This window comes from Sorangiineae bacterium MSr11367, from assembly GCA_037157805.1.
GTDB lineage: Bacteria > Myxococcota_A > Polyangia > Polyangiales > Polyangiaceae > Pendulispora > Pendulispora rubella.
In genome coordinates, this window is the sequence record CP089983.1 from 7363411 (window position 1) to 7380342 (window position 16932).

Genomic DNA, 16932 nt, shown 5'->3' on the forward strand with positions numbered 1-16932 from the left:
AAACGCCACTCATGAACTTTCTTGGCTTGAATCGCCAGCTCGGGGCATTCCTTCTCGCCTCCCTTCCGTGGCTCGCCGCCGCCTGCTCCTCGTCTTCCGAATCGGCGTCGGATCATCAAGGAGGGGCCAATGCTCCTCCCCCCGCGTCCGAGGCTCCGCCCGGTGATGAAACGCCGGTGCAGGACGACGCAGCGCGGGCCATTGCCGAGGCAGACATCGTTCAAGCCGCCGGCGGGCGCCTCTATGCGATGTCGCGTCTGGGCAGCGTGTCCGTGGTGGACATCTCGCATCCGGGGCAGCTCACCCTCCTGGGGCAGCTGCGCATCGCCGGCGAGCCGTTCGAGATGTACCGGCGGGGCGATCAACTCGTCGCCATGGTCAATGGCGCGTACATGCGAGACGGCACGCCGTGCACCGCGATGGGGTCGACCTATCGGCCTCGCCCCACCGATTCGGGTGCCGCCGTCGTCGTGATCGATATCGTCGATCCGGCGCATCCGCGGGTGGTGGACACCTTCCCCGTTCCCGGGGACATCGCCGATTCGCGCATGGTGGGCGACGTTCTCTATCTGGCCACCTACGACAACGGCCAGTGCTGGCAATGCGGACCCATGCCGCGAACGTTGCTCACCAGCTTCGATCTTTCGACGCGGTCGCAGCTCCGCATGGTCGATCAACTCGCCTTCGCCAGCGGCCCCTTGGGGCAAAACTCGTTCACGCAGATGCCGTGGAAGCGAAGCATCGTGGCCACGAAGGACCGGCTTTACATCGGAGGCATGGCCGACTCGCCCTACCCCGACTACCCCAATGACACGGGCATCGGTGAAGGCCTCCTCGAGGTCGTCGATGTGACGGATCCCAAAGGCGCGCTGGTTCGCAGCGCCACGCTTCCGCTGGTCGGCCCCGTATTGAGCCGCTGGCAGGTCGACGAGACGGACGGCGTTCTGCGGGTGGTCACCCAACGCGGGGCCGGTGTCTCGGCCAATGGCACGGGCATGCCCGTGATCGAGACCTTCAAGATCGAGACCCCGCGCACGTTCACGCGCCTCGGGTACGGGCAACTTCAGCTGCCCATGCAGGAGGGACTGCGCGCGGTTCGGTTCGACAAAGAGCGGGCGTACGCCATCACATTCCGAACGACGGATCCCCTCTTCGTCATCGATTTGTCCAATCCGGCGGCCCCGCGCCAGCGCGGCGAGGTCCACATGCCCGGCTACATTTTTCACATGGAGCCGCGGGGCAATCAGGTGCTCGGACTTGGCATCGATTCGACGGACCCGGCGGGGCCGCTCAATGTCTCGCTCCTCGACGTGCAGGACCTCGACCATCCGACGTTGGTGCAGCGCCTCGCGTTCGGGCCGCCCGCGCAAGGGTCCCGCTTTGGCGGGCAGTTTCTGCTCCCGGAAGATCAGGATCGCATTCAAAAGGCCTTCCGCGTGATCGGCGGCGGCCAGCGCACGGACCTCGTGGTCGTTCCCTATGCAAACGGCGATGGCGCGTACTCCGTGGGTACCCGCCGCGACGCCTGCGCCTCGGCCACGGGCGGTGTGCAGCTCGTCGACTGGTCCCACACGAGCAGTCGCCCGCTGACGATGCGGGCCTTGCTTCCCTTGCGCGGTCACCCTCGCCGCGCCTTCGCCAACGGCGAGGAGCTGCTCACCATCAGCGAGTCGAACGTGCGCGCCTTCTCCCTCGCGAGCCGCGACGAAGCCGTGCAAACGGCCGATCTCCAGATCGAGTCCTGCCCGTACGCCGATGGCTACGAGCACCCCTACGATTACTACTACAACGAGGGAGACGACACCCACGGCGGCGGCTACTTTGGATGCTCTGCGACCCCGGGGGCACGCAGCCAGGGCTGGATCGTTCTGGCGGGCTTGCTCCCTCTGTGGATCGTGCGCCGCCGCCGCTCACGCTGACGCGCGTTCGAAGGTGCGGCGGTATTCGGTGGGGGGCACGCCCATGATGCGCGCGAAGTGATGGCGCAGGTTGGCCTCGCCCCCTAGGCCGCACAACTCCGCGATGCGCGCGGGGGTCTCGCGCGTCGACTCGAGCAGGGAGCACGCCTTCTGAACGCGCTGGGCGAGGAGCCACTTGAGCGGCGGCATGCCTGTCGCTGCGCGAAAGTGCCGGATCAAGGTGCGCGGCGTGAGGTGCTGCCGCTTGGCCAGATCCGCAATGGTGAGCGGCCGATCGAGGTGCCGGAGCGTCCAGTGGAGCAAAGGCGCCAGGCCCTCGTCGTCGGTCTTGGGCAGCGGCGTTTGCAGGTACTGCGCTTGCCCGCCCGGCCGATGCGGCGAGATGACCAGCCGGCGCGCGAGAACGTTCGCGATGCGCGCGCCGAAGTCCAAACGCACCAAGTGCAGGCAGAGATCGAGCCCTGCGGCGACACCGGCGCTGGTGAGCACATCGCCGTCGTCGACGTAGAGGACCGATGGATCGACGCTCACCTTGGGGTAGCGCTTGGCGAGAATGTCCGCGTAGAGCCAGTGCACGGTGGCCCGGCGCCCATCGAGCAGCCCCGCCTCGGCCAGAACGAACGCGCCGGTGCAGAGCGACACGATGCGCGCACCGCGTGCGTGCGCCTTGCGCACGGCATCGACGAGATCGGGTGGCGATGACTCGAGCACGTCGGCGCAGGCCGGGACGATGAGCGTGTCGGTCTTGCGGGCCTTGGCCACTTCGCCAAGGCCGTACGTGGTGCCGGCGACGAAGCCTGCGCCCGTGCGCGTGCGCCCCGGAACGCGCGCGCAGACGCGCAGCTCGTACCACGGATTCATGATGTCGAGCCGCGGCCGCCCGAAGACTTCGCACGGAATGGCCACTTCGAAGATGGGCACGTCGTCGCTGACCGCGAGGAGGACGCGTCGAGAAGGCATGTCATTTATTTAGCGCACATTGTCATTCTTGCCACTGGTGAACGATGCCGCCCCGCCACATCGTCCCCACCATGAATCGACTCCAAGGCAAGCCTTGGTTGGTGCTGGCGGTCGCCTCGGGGGCGAACTTCCTCACCGTTCTCGACCTTTGGGTGGTGAGCATCGCCTACCCGGAGCTCGAACGGGCCTTCGCGCCAACCACGCTCTCGGATGTGTCGTGGATCCTGAACGTGTACGCCATCCTGCTGGCGGCATTCCTCATCCCCGCGGGGCGCCTCGCCGATGGCATCGGCCGGCGCACCTGCTTTCTCGCGGGCCTGGTGCTCTTCGGTGTCGCATCGCTGGGGTGTGCGCTCGCGCCTGCGCTCTCCGTGCTCATTGCCGCGCGCGCCGTCAAGGCGATGGCGGCGGCCATGCTCATGCCCACGTCGCTCGGGTTCGTGCTGTCGGCCTTCCCCTCGCAGCAGCGCAGCATGGCCGTGGGCATCTGGGCCGCCGTGGGCGCGGTCGCGGCGAGCAGCGGTCCGGTGCTCGGGGGCTTGCTCATGACCCTGAGCTGGCGCTGGATCTTCCTAATCAACGTCCCGCTCGTCGTCGTGGCGGCCATCCTCGGGGCGCTTTGCTTGCCCGGCGGCGATGCGCGCGTCCGGCGGCGCATCGATGGGTTCGGCGCGATCCTGATCTCCCTCGCGATGGGGCTCGGTTGCACGGCCTTGGTCGAGGCTCGGGAGTGGCCCCCGTGGCGCACGTGGTCTGCGCTGGGTGCGGGGCTCCTTCTCGCGGTGGGCTTCGTGGTGCACGTTCGACGGCACCCCGAGCCCATCGTCTCCCCCGCGCTCTTCGGCGTGCAACGCTTCCGCAGCGGGGCGTGCGGCATCTTCGCATACTACGTGGGCTTCTCCGGGATGCTCCTAGGCTCCACGTTGCTGCTCACCGATGCCTGGCATTTCTCGGTGCTTCGCGCCGCGCTCGCGATTGCACCGGGCCCCATGACCGCAAGCATCGTGTCGCCGTTCGCCGGGCGCATTGCCGGGCGCCTCGGCCCGCGCAACGTCGTCTTCACCGGCGCGCTCATCTTCGCCATGGCCGCCGCGTGGCCGCTGGCCATGGCGCGCACCTCACCGGCGTACACGCTCGTGCTTCTTCCGAGCCTGCTCCTCTGGGGCATCGCCAACGGGCTCCTTCAGCCGACGCTCTTCGCCACCGCCGATGCCGTGCCCCGCGAGGAGCTCGCGTCGGCCTCGGCGGTGTTGACGATGGCGCGGCAGCTCGGGTCGGCCTTCGGCGTGGCCGTTCTCGTCTCGGTGCTGGGCACCGACCCCGGTGCGGGCTTGGGCGGGCTTCGGCGCGCCTGGGTGGTGGTCCTTTTTACAGCGGTACTCACGGCATTCTCACAAGGAGATCGATCATGGATACGCACTTTCTCGAGCTCATGGAGCTCGCGTCCCACCTCCGCGCCCGCGAAGTCTCGTCGCTCGATGTAACGCGTGCGCAACTGGAGCGCATCGCCGCGTTGGACGGAGCGCTCTGCAGCTACGCGCACGTGACGGCGGACATGGCGCTGGCCCAGGCCAGGGCGGCCGATGCGGAAATCGCCGCAGGCCGATACCGCGGACCGCTGCACGGGGTGCCCATCGCCGTGAAAGACCTCTGTTGGACCGAGGGCATCCCCACCGCGGGGGGCATGGCCATCCACGCCGGCCACCGTCCCACGGAAGACGCGACCGTGGTGCGGCGTCTCAAAGAGGGCGGCGCCGTGCTCCTGGGCAAGCTGCAGCTCACCGAGGGCGCGTACTCGGATCATCACGCGTCGATCGCGCCGCCGAAGAATCCCTGGGATGCCGAGGCGTGGCCCGGCATGTCCTCCAGCGGCTCGGGCGTGGCCACGGCGGCGGGGCTCTGTCATGGCGCACTCGGCTCCGACACGGGCGGGTCGATCCGCTTTCCGTGCGCCGCCAACGGCGTGACCGGTTTGAAGCCGACATGGGGTCGCGTGAGCCGATACGGCGTGATGGAGCTGGCCGCTTCGCTGGACCACATCGGACCGATCGCCCGCAGCGCCGCCGATGCGGGCGTGATGCTCCAAGCGATCGCGGGCAATGATCCGAAGGATCCCACCGCGCGCCGCGAACCGGTACCGGACTACCTCGAGGGCGCCTCGCGCGGTGTGCAGGGCCTGCGCATCGGCATCGACGAAGCCTGGACCGACGACGTCGCCCCCGAGACGAGGGCCATGCTGGTGGGTGCCATGGAGGCCTTCGGCGCGCTGGGCGCGGACATCGTTCGCGTGCGCTTTCCCGATGTGACGCAAGCCATCGCTGACTGGTTCCCGCTCTGCGCGGTGGAGGCCGCGGTCGCCCACGAGGCCAGTTACCCTGCGCGCAAGAGCGAGTACGGCCCCGTGCTCGCGCAGGTCCTCGAGGACGGCCGCGCGCTGTCCGGCACCGAGTACCAAAAGATTCTGCTGCGCCGGATGCGCTTCCGCGGCCTCGTCGACGCGACCTTCGACGCGCTCGATCTGCTGCTCCTACCCGTGCATCCCCTCGCGCCGCCGACGTTGGCCACGATGCGCGCGCTCGGAGAGCAACCCGACCTCGTGCGGCGCATGCTTCGCTACACGTGCCCGTTCGACATGACCGGGCACCCCGCCTTGACCTTGCCCGGCGGCTTCACCGCGGGTGGGATGCCCCTCGCCTTTCAGCTGGTGGGTCGGGCGATGGACGAGTCGACCCTGATCCGCGCCGGCGTGGCCTTTCAGGGGGTCACGACCTGGCACCGCCGGCATCCGGAGCTGCCAGCGAGCGCATGATCCGGGCGAGCTCGCGTTCGCGCTCGGTGTCGGAAGCCTCGAGCCCCGCCGCCGCCCCCTCGAAGTCCGCCGGCGACAAGTTTTGCCCGAGCTTCCACTTCCCCTCGATGCGCGCGATGGGCATGCGAATGCCCACGATGGCACGCAAGAGCCCCTCGATGTACTTCGGTGGCGCGTCATCGACGCGCCAGGGGTGTGGCCGCCCGGCCTCGTGCTTGTCGGTGAGCCGCGTAACGATGCCCAGGAGCGGCGCCGGCGCCTCGATGGTCTCGATGGCGCCATAGGCCTGGACCGCGATGTAGTTCCAGGTTGGTACCTTGCGCCCGTTTTCACGCTTGCTCGGATAAAACGACGGTGAAATGTAGGCGTGCGGCCCCGTGAAGGAGAGCAGCGACTCGATGTCCTTCGCCGACGTCTTCCACTGCGTATTGGCGCGCGCGATGTGACCGTACAGGGTCCCGAGCGGCCCCTCGTTCGGCTCGAGGTGAATCGGCAGGTGCGTCGCCACGAGCCCGTCCGACCCGTACGTCACCAACGTGCCAAAGCCGATGCGCACGATGGTGTCGTGCAGCACATGAGTGCGCTCCTCGCGAAAATGGCCGGGCATGTACATGAGTGGACGCGCATTTAGGGTGGCGGCGGGCGAGCGTACATGTGCATTTGTGCGAATGGCCGTAGGTCAAAGCTCGTAGGATGTGCCCGATGCCTTTGGGACGACGTTCTCGAGCACCAGCGGGCGCTCGATTTATCGAAGAGGGGACCACGATGAAATGGGTTATGGCCGTTGCACTCGTCACCGTCGCCTGTAGCAAAGGCGGAACCGCCGGCGGAACCGGCGACAAATGCGTCACCTCGGGCATCGAGCTGACCGCAGCGAGCGGCGTCAAGGTGGAGGGCAGCCCCACCTTCGAGAAGATTCGACAGGCGGGCAAAGTCATCGTCGGCGTGAAAGCCGACGAGCCGAACCTCGGCTACAAAGACGCCGACGGAAAGCGCTGCGGCTTCGACGTGGAAATGGCCCAACTCATCGCCGCCCGCCTGGGCATCGAGCCGTCGAAAATCGAATACCGCGAAATCCCCACCACGAACCGCGAGACAGCCCTCAAAGGCGGCGAAATCGATTATTACATCGGCACCTATTCGATTACCGACAAGCGCAAAAACGAAGTCGGCTTCGCCGGGCCGTACTTCATTGCAGGGCAAGATCTCTTGGTCCGAAAGAGCGAGTCGTCCATCACCGGGAAAGATTCCCTCCAGGGCAAGCGGGTATGCGCCTCCACGGGCTCCACCCCGCTGCAGCGCGTGCGGTCCCTCAAGTTGACCGACGATGCGAACATCACCGAGTTCAAGGCCCCCTCCGAGTGCGTATCGCAATTGCTCGATCAGAAAACCGACGCGGTGACCACCGACGACGCCATCCTCAAGGGCTTCGCCGCACAAATGCCCGCCAAGATGAAGGTCGTCGGCCAGCCTTTCAGCCAAGAGAAATACGGCGTCGGCGTCCGCAAGGAAGACGTCGCTTTTCGTAATGCGGTGAACGACATCCTGGAGGCGGCGATCAAGGACGGCAGTTGGAAAAAGATCTACGATGGCACCTTGGGGCTCTCGGGCTCGACGGCCGTGGCGCCTGCGGTGGAGCGGTATTAGCCATTTCACGGGACTCCAGCCGGACCATACGTACACGTCGCACGCGACACCTCGAAGTGGAGTGCCACATCGGAGGTGCGCTTGCACGTGCCTTTGCAATCACCCGCGAGCTCGTCGCACGACCGATTCGTCGCCGCGTCGATGCAGGTGAGATCTGCATTGCACGAAGCGTGTCGATAGTCACAGGCTTCCCCGATGCCTGGCAGACGTGTGCACACCTTCGTTTGCGGATGGCAATACCCACCGTACGCGCAGTGATCCCCGTCGCAAGGTTCACCGAGAGCGTAAAATGGCTTGCAGGTCCCCGTCGGTGCATTCCCCGGCCGCGCGCAGTACCCGACCAGAGGATCACATACACGACGGTCGACCTTGTCCTTCGAAAGCCCCTCGCACGTCTCGCCCAGAGCGAGATCCCACCTCGTGAGGTAGCACTTGAGGTTCTGCGGACTCGGCGAGGCCTCCAGGCTTAGACAGCGGGCGTGCGTTCCGGGCCCCGAATCGGCACAGTCGTCGTCGTGCTCACACGATTGCCCCGGAGTAGCACGCCCATAGTTCAAATTGGTGCACGCGAGTGCAACAGCCAAATCGGCATGCGCCGCCGCATCCGGCGATGCCAAGGTGTCCGTGCATAGGGCCATGCGCGCCCGCACCGCATCGACGCACTTGCGCACGACCGAGCCCTTGTACCAAAGGCCTGGAATCGCCGACTGAGCTCCGGGCCACCACCACGCTATCGGGGCGCGGCACCGCGATGCATCGTATTCGTGGTTTGCCACCTGACAACAATCGCGCAACGGCTCGCAATAGGCCGGACGGAGCGCCGCGATGACTTCCTCCATGGTGTACATCGCGGTGTCGGCGTCGCCCGATCCATCAGCACCGTCGGAACTCGAGCAACCCTGCAATGTGGCTGCAAGCGCTGCGAGAGTCACAAGGGTAGCCGATGCAGTGCGGCCTAAGCGTGCCTTTGATAGGCAAACGGTAAGGATGTTGTGGACCATCGTGGGTGAATAGGTTGTTCGAGTGTCGTTCACTTCCCCCGGTCACCAGAGGAACTTCTCCCACGGATGGTCCATCAATTCTTCCCGCAACAGAAGCGTTGATGCACCATGCATGTCGCGAGTGGCTGCGTCAATTGCTCTTGATGACTCGGGCGAATCCCACTCCGATTCGCACTCCTCGCACAGGACATACAACGCCTGCGACCCGTTCTCCCGAGCGATGATCAATCTGCCCTGGCTACAGATCGGGCAGGTCCCTATGGCAGCGTAGTCGTTCATAACTGTGGTCCAGGTAGCCCATTTCCGGGGAAGCCGGTGATGATCTTGTTGGTACCTGCCCTAGTGACGATCGTGACGGAATCGAGATTCTGCCCTTGTCCGGAGAAACCTCCAGACCAACCGGAATTTGGACGCGGGATCACCCGAATATCCGCTCCGTTCACCGTGACCGGTTGAATCCCCATTTCTTGGCCGATGCTCCAGGCGTCATTGACGGCCGCAACGGCATCGCCATGGAATACGCCATGACTCGCCTTCTGCAGATTGTTTGTCTCATGAAGACCCACGTGTGCTTCACGAGTCTCTCCCGACCTGCTGACGATCGACCAATCTAGTGCTTCTGTCGCGGCTCCACAAGAAACGTTATGCACCAGAGCTTGCACACTGCCAACGAAGTACGAGTGGTTGCCAGCTACCTCGAAGTTGTACACAGTCGCGGTACCCACCGGTCGCTCCGGACGCTTTACGAAAAGAGGCTCGCCGCCGTTCGAGCGCACTTCGTCTCCGGTTGCGAGCATCCCCGCTGCGGTCCACCCTCGCCCTTCCACGAAAAAGGGATGCTCAGCCGTCGTGTGCACGACTTGTCCACGCTGGCTGCCGTTCGCGCTCTCGAGATGCACATCAACGAGCTCGTGCGAGGCGCGCACCGTCGTCCGCACCACGGCTCGGCATTCGGTGTATCCCGTCGTCTCGTTCCAAGAGAGCACCGAGTCCCCCGGACGAATCGTCTCGATGGGCTGCTTGCTCCCATCGCATGTTGTCACGAGCGTCCCCTCAGTGAAGCACCCGTCGCGAGCGATCAGTGATAACCCGTCGCCTGCCGCCCCTGCTTCCGCGATCGCACCGAGTCCGCCCGCCACGATAGCGACCGCCGTAGGAATGAACTCTCCCGCCTCGAAGTCGGACTGCGCGTAAGGCGTGGTGGGCGGCGTGAACGTGACCGCGGACTGGACAGCATTGATGGCGTCGCCGGCCACCCGCCCTAGTATCGGATCGTTCTTCATCGCGTTGAAGGGGGTGCTCGCGACACTGTTCCAAGCTCCCTTGCCCAGGAGGACTGCGGTATCGCCCCACCCCTTGGGCTCGAGATTGGACCTCCGCTCGGCCTCGAGGGCAAAGTTCGCCCAGGCAACCCCGAGCTCGACCATCGCCGTCGGCGAGCGTTCCTCCGGCGTCGTAGCTGCGGGCGACAACCCAGGATTTTTTACCGTGGTGACTTCTCCGCATCCGTCCTCGGGAGTCGCCCCGCAATACACGAAGGAGCCATGGTCGTAGCCCGCACTCCATCCACTACCACTCGAATAGCTCACGCCCTCCGTACCCGCATTCGTGACCGTGATGTCGTTCGGTGCAAGCAAGCCGGCGAGATCTGTAAGACGCTGCGGTGAGCCAAAAACGTACGCATACGGATTCAGGTCGCTCTTGAGCGCATGCACCGTCAGCGGATCTGCGCTGGCCCACTGACCGAGAGCCGGCACGTAATAGCGGAAACCGAAATACGTAAGCCCAACGCCAACGTCATCCTCTTTGCCGCTAAAGCGGTAGTGCTCTCGATAAGCCTTCCATCGCTCTGGGCGGTAATCGCTCTCGGTTTGGCCGAAGGCCTGATACGTCGTGCGCTCGACGAGCTCGCCCGTCCGCTTGTCGATGACCGCGCTCGTTGACCCCATTGGATCGGTCACCATGAAGAAGACATGCTGAGCGCCACCAACCTGACCTCGAGGCAACCGCTCGTCGTAGATCACGCGCGCAAGGGGATTGCCGCGGGCAATCAGATACACCGAGACGGTATCCTTCGTGCGTTCGTAGTCGCCATTTTGGAAGCGAGCGTGTTCCAGTCGAAGTGTGGCGAAGATTTCGCTCGTGTACGTGCGCTCGCGGGTGACGGGGTCCTCGACGGACTTCGTGATCCGTTCGCCGCCTGCGTCGTACGTGTAGTGAAAATCTGCGCCGCGGTCGCCGTTCACGCCCACGATGGGGTCGCGTTTCGCGCGAACCAGGCGCCCAACTTCGTCCCATTGGTACGAAAACGCGATGTTCAACGCCGCACCGGTCGGCCCCGGTTTCGTGACCGTAAGCTTCGTCAAATTCCCCGCGCCATCATAGCTCGCGTTCGCGCGCCCGCGCGCGCCCTCCGCCGACGCGATACGATTCGGTCCGTTCGTCGCGCCCCCGTAGGTCGCGGTTCCCATGGATCGGTCGTGAAAGGCGTGCGCGTCGTCGTCCGACTTCGTCAAGTTGCCTTGCCAGTCGAAGTCGTAGGTTTGCCACCTCACGCGTTTGTCTTGGTTCCCATCCGGAATCGGCCGAGTGTCCCCGCCCGTCTTCTCCGCTTCGAACGAGGAAACCTGCTTGTCGTCCGTCGTGGACGTCGCGTAACTGTAATCCACGCGTCGAAGCTGACTCAAATCGTCGTAGCCCAACTGGCGACTCACCGGTTTTGCGCCGTCAGGCCACTCCGCAGCGTTACGGCCATCCGTCACTCGCGTTGGATTGCCGATCGCGTCGTACTCGAACGTCCAATCTTGAATGACCTTTGGCGTCGACTTCTGGTTCTTCACCGCCGTGTGCTGAAGGCGCCGTCGCGGATCCGGGTCGAAGGTCGCCTCCGTCTGGACAACCCCCAAGGTGTCCCCAAACTTGACGCTGCGCACGAAGCCGTCAGGTTCTACCTTCTTGCCCAGAATCAGGTCTCCGTAGCTGGTCCCGACCGTCTTCGTGAGCCCGCGCGCGGTGTACGTGGTCACAATCATGTCGGCGCTTACGAGCCACCCACGCTCCACCGGGTCACCGTAAAGTTCGGGCACCTCCGCGGATCGCGCGCCGACCGCATGCCCCCTCACGCGGTCCGCTTCGTCGTACGAAAATGCTGTCCGATACCAGTGCGGGGCGTACTCCCCTCCTGGCGTGGACGGTACGCCTCCCCCTCCGCCGTAGACGAGACCATCGGGGTCGGGAACGGCGAGCTGGCGCTGGATCACCATCGTGCGCCCTCTCCCATCGTACGTAAACCGTGAGTGCTGCGCACGATCGTAGATCGCCGCGAGCTTGCCGGCCCACAAGGCGGGCTTCCCCGCACCTTCTTGGCCCTGCTCTGGCGCGTCATACACGTACAGATTCGTCGCGTGCTCGTCGTACGGGTGCTGGCTCGATAGGCACGGAGAGTAGGTCTCCGAAAGCATTCGACCGAGACCGTCCCATTGGACGTTCTTGCCGCAACCCCGAGCATCACTCGTACCAACGATCTCGTTCGAATCGTTGTACGCGTAACGCCACGTCTTCAAGCTGGTTGTCCCGAAGCCCGTCGAGGTGTTTGGTTCGGCGGTTTGCACGAGGCGACCCCACGAGTCGTAGGCCATTTCGCGCGTATAGACATCGCTACCCGCGCTGTGCGTGCGCTGAACCTTCTTCACGTCGCCCGTGGCCGCATAGGTCACGCGCGTCGAGATGGAATCCGTCGTCCCGTTTTGATTCGTAGTTTGTACCGAAGCAGTTGAACGTCCATGCCCATCTCGAATCGTTCGCGCGGGATAGGATGTGGCCCCTTGCGCCAGATCCCCCGCGTCGAACGTGTCCTCCGATAGCGCGAAGTAGAGCGTTTTGCTGGTCGGCTCTCCTTCCAACCCAAAAGTGTCCGTCACCCGGCCGAAGGCGTCATGGACGGCAACCCGGGACGCGACCGAAGCCGGCACTGCAGGCGGAACGCCGACCGTGGGCGATTCGCTGCTGAAGTAGGGCTGGTAGGCGCGCACCACGAACCCACGGCCGTCGCGTTCGACTCTGCCGCGGATGATGTAGGGCTGCTCATCGCCTGCCGAAGTATCGGCCTCCGAGAATGTCGCGATGATCTGGCCATAGGCATCCGTAAACGTCCAGGCACTTCGATACCGCGGCGAACCGCCCTTGTCGTCATCGTCGTCCCGGACCTCCGCCCGGACAAGCTGGTACGGGCCGCTTGGCGCATCGACGTAGGTAAACCGCGACGACGGCACGCTCTGCGGCAATGACCCAAGGGTTACGTTGGCCTTGTAGATCCGGAGAGGACGCCCGAAGCCATCATATTCTACGGTCGACGTGGCCCCCGTCGGGGTCGTCGTCGATGTCGACACCTCCAAACCGCGGTCGTACATGGTCGACGTTGTCAGCGCGTCGCCTCCGCAGCCGTGTTTGTACGCCTTGTGCGCCACGGAGAGCTGCGCGAATGGCGCATCGAAAATCGTGTCCGCGCAGCGCGTTCCCTTTGCGTTCTTCACGCGGACGGGGTTGCCGAAGTCGTCATACACGACTTCGGAGTGGAGCTGATGGTCGCCATTTTGAGAGGCGTCCGCAGGTGGCGGCGCAACAACCCCGTCAGGCTCCTCGTGAAACCGCTGCAGGGGCAACGTTCCGCTCAGGTCCGCGTACGTCTTCAGCACTTGGCCGAAATTGTCGTACTCGAAGCTCGAGTGCCTCAAACTTGGCGCGCCAATGGACTCCCGGACGTAAGTATCCTTCGGGCGCCAGATCCAATGGCTTGTGTCGCCAGGCTGCAGTGTCCACACCTTGTCACTAACAATGGTGGAATCCTTTGCGATGATTGGATCGAAGGATTCCAATACGCCGTAATCCGTCTGAATCGTCGGATTGCCGAAGCGATCCATTTCCTGCGTCGTGCGCGTATGAACTGCGTTGGAGTGTGAGGCGATTGTGTCGTGTCCAAAAAGTGCCAATCCGTCGTCCGACACCAGATCCACGAAGTCCGTGGGACCACCGTCCGCAACGAAGTTCGCCGTGTTGAAGGTCCACGTGTCGCTCTGGCTGACGTAAAGCTGCCGCACCTTGCGGCCATCGACGCCATCGTAGAGCTTATTCATCTGGTACTGCTGATGGCTCGTCGACAAATGCACGCCATTCGCGTCCAGTCGATCGACCAAGACCGGGAGATTGCGCACGACCATGCTCGGATTGTCCACGGCGGGGGCGCATGGAATCTCTCGGCCCTGGTTCTGGCAGCTTCCAATCAAGTAACGCGTGTCCGTGATCACACGCTTGGGATCCGCCGCGTCACCTGACGTCGTGCGAACCTTGCGGAAACCGCGAAGCTGATGCTCCACGTAGTCGTAAACGGGCTCGTCGTACTCGTAACTGGTGACGTAGGGTCCGCCCGATTCTTTCGTCGCCCCAGCGGTAACCCTGATGTTCTTCACGCGATGAACTGCGCCGGGTACATTTGAAACGACCTCGTATCGCAGCCAAGTCGTCGCCCCGAGCCCATTGGTGATTGTGGCGAGCAACCCAGGGCGTGCTCCATTGTCGGGAGCGGTATCTATAAAATCTACGGGGGCGATATTTTGATATTGCTCCGAAGTTTGCGTCGTAACCTGCATTCTCACCAAGCCATTGAGAAGTTGGCTGGTGAAGTGGAGCTGCATCGGCTGATGGTACGCCTGCACGCCACCCGGAGTCGGATAGATGGTCGCCCAGTTGGGGATGTCGGGATCTCCGGGGCTCAGGTGGGCGACTGGATTCCACCGCCAGCCATCCCCCAAGAAAATATCGATGCCCGGATTTGGATCTGCCGCACCACCGTAGTTTGCGTTTCGCAGATCGACACGATCGGCAATACCGTCCGAGTTCAGATCTGCGATGAAGTTCGTGATGTTCCCTGGATAGGTGTCGGTGAGCCCGCCGTCGATCGGGCGAGCCGCCTCGTACGCACCGTTGCCGACCCCGAATTCGACGGTCCAGTGTTGATCAAAGATAGGGTGCTCTATATCTGGAACACGATTTTTCCAGCGAACTCGGATTCGGTCAGGGATCCCGTCACCATTGAAGTCTGCATCGTAATTTGCATCGTAGCGCTGAGGTTCGTGGACGTCAGAATCTCCGTCAGGAATACATTTGGCATTATCCAACTGACGAGAATACGGCACGATGTTGCCGGCGGCATCTCGCGTCGAAAAGAAGTAACAGTCCTGACTCTTAGCCTTCTTGCTATGGTCGAACTCCGATGCCTGAAGAATGATGGTCGAGCGATAATCCGGATTGCCGTCCGCATCGATGTCGACGGGAGCCGTCCGGTCCTCACGGATGTATCCCCGATCTTCGAGCGGTGGAGGCAAAGGAACGGGCCAAGCAGAGTTCGTCAGTGTTTGAACCGGCCCCCCGACAAAGCGAAACTCGTTGGTCGCGAAATCGAACTTCCACGAGTAGAACATATAGCGGCGAGCATCATCTCCCGTGCCCAACCACAGAAAATTCATTATGCCGTCGTTGTTCCAGCCGCCTTGCACGCCTCTATCCAAAATACGAGAGGGCGTCGCTCCGAGGTTGCCATTTTCCAAATGGACCGCGCCTCCTTGCTTGTACCGAGAAGGACCGCCCGGAAACCCATACTCGACGACGGGCTCGACTTGGAGTCCGTATGAATACACACTGGCGCTGTTCGTGCCGCCGACATCAATGAAGCCAATCTTCGTTTTTTCCGGATAGAACGAATGATCGAATCGCACCGTCTTGCCGTTCGCACTCGGATGCGTATCGAACGCCCCCACTCCCGTGTACGTCATCCCGGCGATGTCGCGCTCCTGGGTGGCACAGAGTCCCGATTCAGGGAGGTCATAATTGCCATCTTCGTAGGTGTTGGGGCACGCTCCAATGAGATGCACGCGCTTCAGCAGCCTCCGCGCTTGTTGCGCGTAGGTGCCCGGCGTGTAGTATTCCAAGGCGTAACGACGGACCAAATGGCGTGGGCCGCCCGAACCCGTGTAGTCGGCGCTCGAGACATCCACCCTTGCGAGGTGGTAGCCAGGGCGAGCGTGCCAGATGACTGCACCAGGGAACCTATCCTCGGCAACCCGATCGTAGTGGAGGCGGGTATGGTGCGCGAATTGGTCCGGCCCAATCGGCCCGGCGGCCGTCCCGGACGCGGCGCGCGGCGTGTCGAAGATGTCGACCAGGTAATTTCGATGATCGACACTGTCGTCGAACTTCCGCCACCGATAGACGACCACGTTCGCGTGGCCGTGGCTCCACAGCCTCGTTAAGTTCCAACGAAACACGGGGGCGGTTTGCGGGTCGCCACCGGGGCCAAGATCCACTCCGCCCAAATCGGCCGAATCATCTGTTGGCACGCCGAATTCGGCCACCACCCCGGACTTCTCGAAGGCGAAAAAGGTCCGGCCGTTCTTGGAGAGAAAATATCGCGTCCCGTTGTCGACGCGGGTACGGAAATAGCTACTGCCACTCTCGATGCTGTCGGGTAGCCGCTCACCGTCGAGGAGCCCAGAGCATTCTCCGACCGTACAAATTTTGACGAGCTCCGCCCCGTTCATGCGAAGGCGGTCACTATCATCGTACCGCGGCCCACCACCTCGATTCTCGCGCTCAATGCGCGGAACATTGAGGGACCATGAATAACCTACCTCGGTGTTTCCTCCTGAAGAACTGTAGGCAACACCGAGACTGGGCTGCGCTTGACCGCGCGCCCTAGGCAGATGAAACGTAATCGATGCACTCGACGCACCCGTTGATGGGTCGACGCTTGCCTGACCGGCGCTTCCCTCGGCCGAATCCACCGAGGTCGGGCCCTGAAAAGGAGGGTTACCGGACACACCACCTGCCGCTGGATCTGCAGCCAATGCGGCGCTGGTGCTCTGAGGTTCCGTCGCGTCGGACGCCTCTGAGTTTGCGGACCGCTCTTCGGCGAAGGCACGCAGGGGCATTGGCCCGAGGACGAGCATCGGAATCAATGCAAGGGAGATGAACGCCTTGAGGCTACGCTCCCAGGTGAAGGATCGGCGGGCTGCAGCCTTCGACGTTGCAAGGCGACGCGTCTTTTTCATCGGATTCTCACATCCAGAAGTATCGAAAATAGGAGCTGGCGCCCGTCCGCTCGTTCAGCGGCAGGCGCGGGAAAGTTGTGCTTCTGCGGCGCGGCACTGCGCAGCAAGTTTCTCGCGCGCCGCGTCGTCTTTGTCTTTTGAAGCCGTGACGAAGGTCTGGCGGGCCATCGCGGTTCGCTCGGACGCGACGGTCGATCCGGCAACGCTTGCACAGCGAGATAGGGCGTGAACATAGGAATCACACTCGGCGATACCCGTATTCTCGTCTGCGACTGATGAACTACACGCCGTGAGAAAGAACGCGACTCCCAGCAGCGCAATGGAGCGCGCGTGAGCCACAATGACTAAAAGATGCTGCATCGACCCCTCGAATGATGGAATTCCGCACATCAGGCCCGCTTTGGAATGACATCAACGGACCACCGGAGAAATAAGCGACGGGGAAGATAAGGCGCAGGTCGCGCGTTCGCTTCTGTCTCACGCGCCCAGAAGAG

At 63.5% G+C, this 16932-nt stretch carries 9 protein-coding genes; 4 read left to right on the forward strand and 5 right to left on the reverse strand.

From position 1 onward, the window contains the following. Positions 1-11 precede the first annotated feature (11 nt). Positions 12-1919 (forward strand): beta-propeller domain-containing protein, encoded by a 1908-nt coding sequence (locus LVJ94_28510; protein WXB00852.1) that lies wholly within the window; start codon positions 12-14, stop codon positions 1917-1919. Here LVJ94_28510 and LVJ94_28515 read toward each other — a convergent pair. Then, entirely contained in the window at positions 1911-2879 is a 969-nt protein-coding gene (locus tag LVJ94_28515) for a helix-turn-helix domain-containing protein (GenBank protein WXB00853.1), read from the reverse strand. The genes LVJ94_28510 and LVJ94_28515 overlap by 9 nt on opposite strands. Before the next feature lie 71 nt (positions 2880-2950). On the opposite strand from LVJ94_28515, the gene LVJ94_28520 reads away from it, so the two are divergent. Together LVJ94_28520 and LVJ94_28525 are read left to right on the forward strand one after the other, a co-directional pair. Then, on the forward strand, positions 2951-4363 hold the full coding sequence (locus tag LVJ94_28520; GenBank protein WXB00854.1) for an MFS transporter: 1413 nt from the start codon (positions 2951-2953) through the stop codon (positions 4361-4363). Beyond that, positions 4288-5688: an amidase gene (locus LVJ94_28525; protein WXB00855.1), complete on the forward strand. Its 1401-nt coding sequence runs from the start codon at positions 4288-4290 to the stop codon at positions 5686-5688. Before LVJ94_28520 ends, LVJ94_28525 begins: the two co-directional genes overlap by 76 nt. Here LVJ94_28525 and LVJ94_28530 read toward each other — a convergent pair. Beyond that, a complete protein-coding gene (locus LVJ94_28530; protein WXB00856.1) occupies positions 5642-6295 on the reverse strand; it encodes an FMN-binding negative transcriptional regulator in 654 nt (217 codons plus the stop codon). The two genes, LVJ94_28525 and LVJ94_28530, sit on opposite strands and share 47 nt — an antisense overlap. 158 nt (positions 6296-6453) lie before the next feature. Here LVJ94_28530 and LVJ94_28535 point away from each other — a divergent pair, with 158 nt between their 5' ends. Then, positions 6454-7335 carry a glutamate ABC transporter substrate-binding protein gene (locus tag LVJ94_28535; protein WXB00857.1) on the forward strand — a complete coding sequence of 294 codons (882 nt, stop codon included), beginning with the start codon at positions 6454-6456 and terminating at the stop codon, positions 7333-7335. A gap of 5 nt (positions 7336-7340) precedes the next feature. Here LVJ94_28535 and LVJ94_28540 read toward each other — a convergent pair whose 3' ends face one another. From LVJ94_28540 to LVJ94_28550, 3 genes are all read right to left on the reverse strand, one after another. Then, on the reverse strand, positions 7341-8267 hold the full coding sequence (locus LVJ94_28540) for a hypothetical protein (protein ID WXB00858.1): 927 nt from the start codon (positions 8265-8267) through the stop codon (positions 7341-7343). A 344-nt stretch (positions 8268-8611) separates the two neighbouring features. Next, positions 8612-15928 (reverse strand): hypothetical protein, encoded by a 7317-nt coding sequence (locus LVJ94_28545; GenBank protein WXB00859.1) that lies wholly within the window; start codon positions 15926-15928, stop codon positions 8612-8614. A gap of 564 nt (positions 15929-16492) precedes the next feature. Continuing rightward, positions 16493-16798 (reverse strand): hypothetical protein, encoded by a 306-nt coding sequence (locus tag LVJ94_28550; protein WXB00860.1) that lies wholly within the window; start codon positions 16796-16798, stop codon positions 16493-16495. Between the last annotated feature and the right edge of the window lie 134 nt (positions 16799-16932).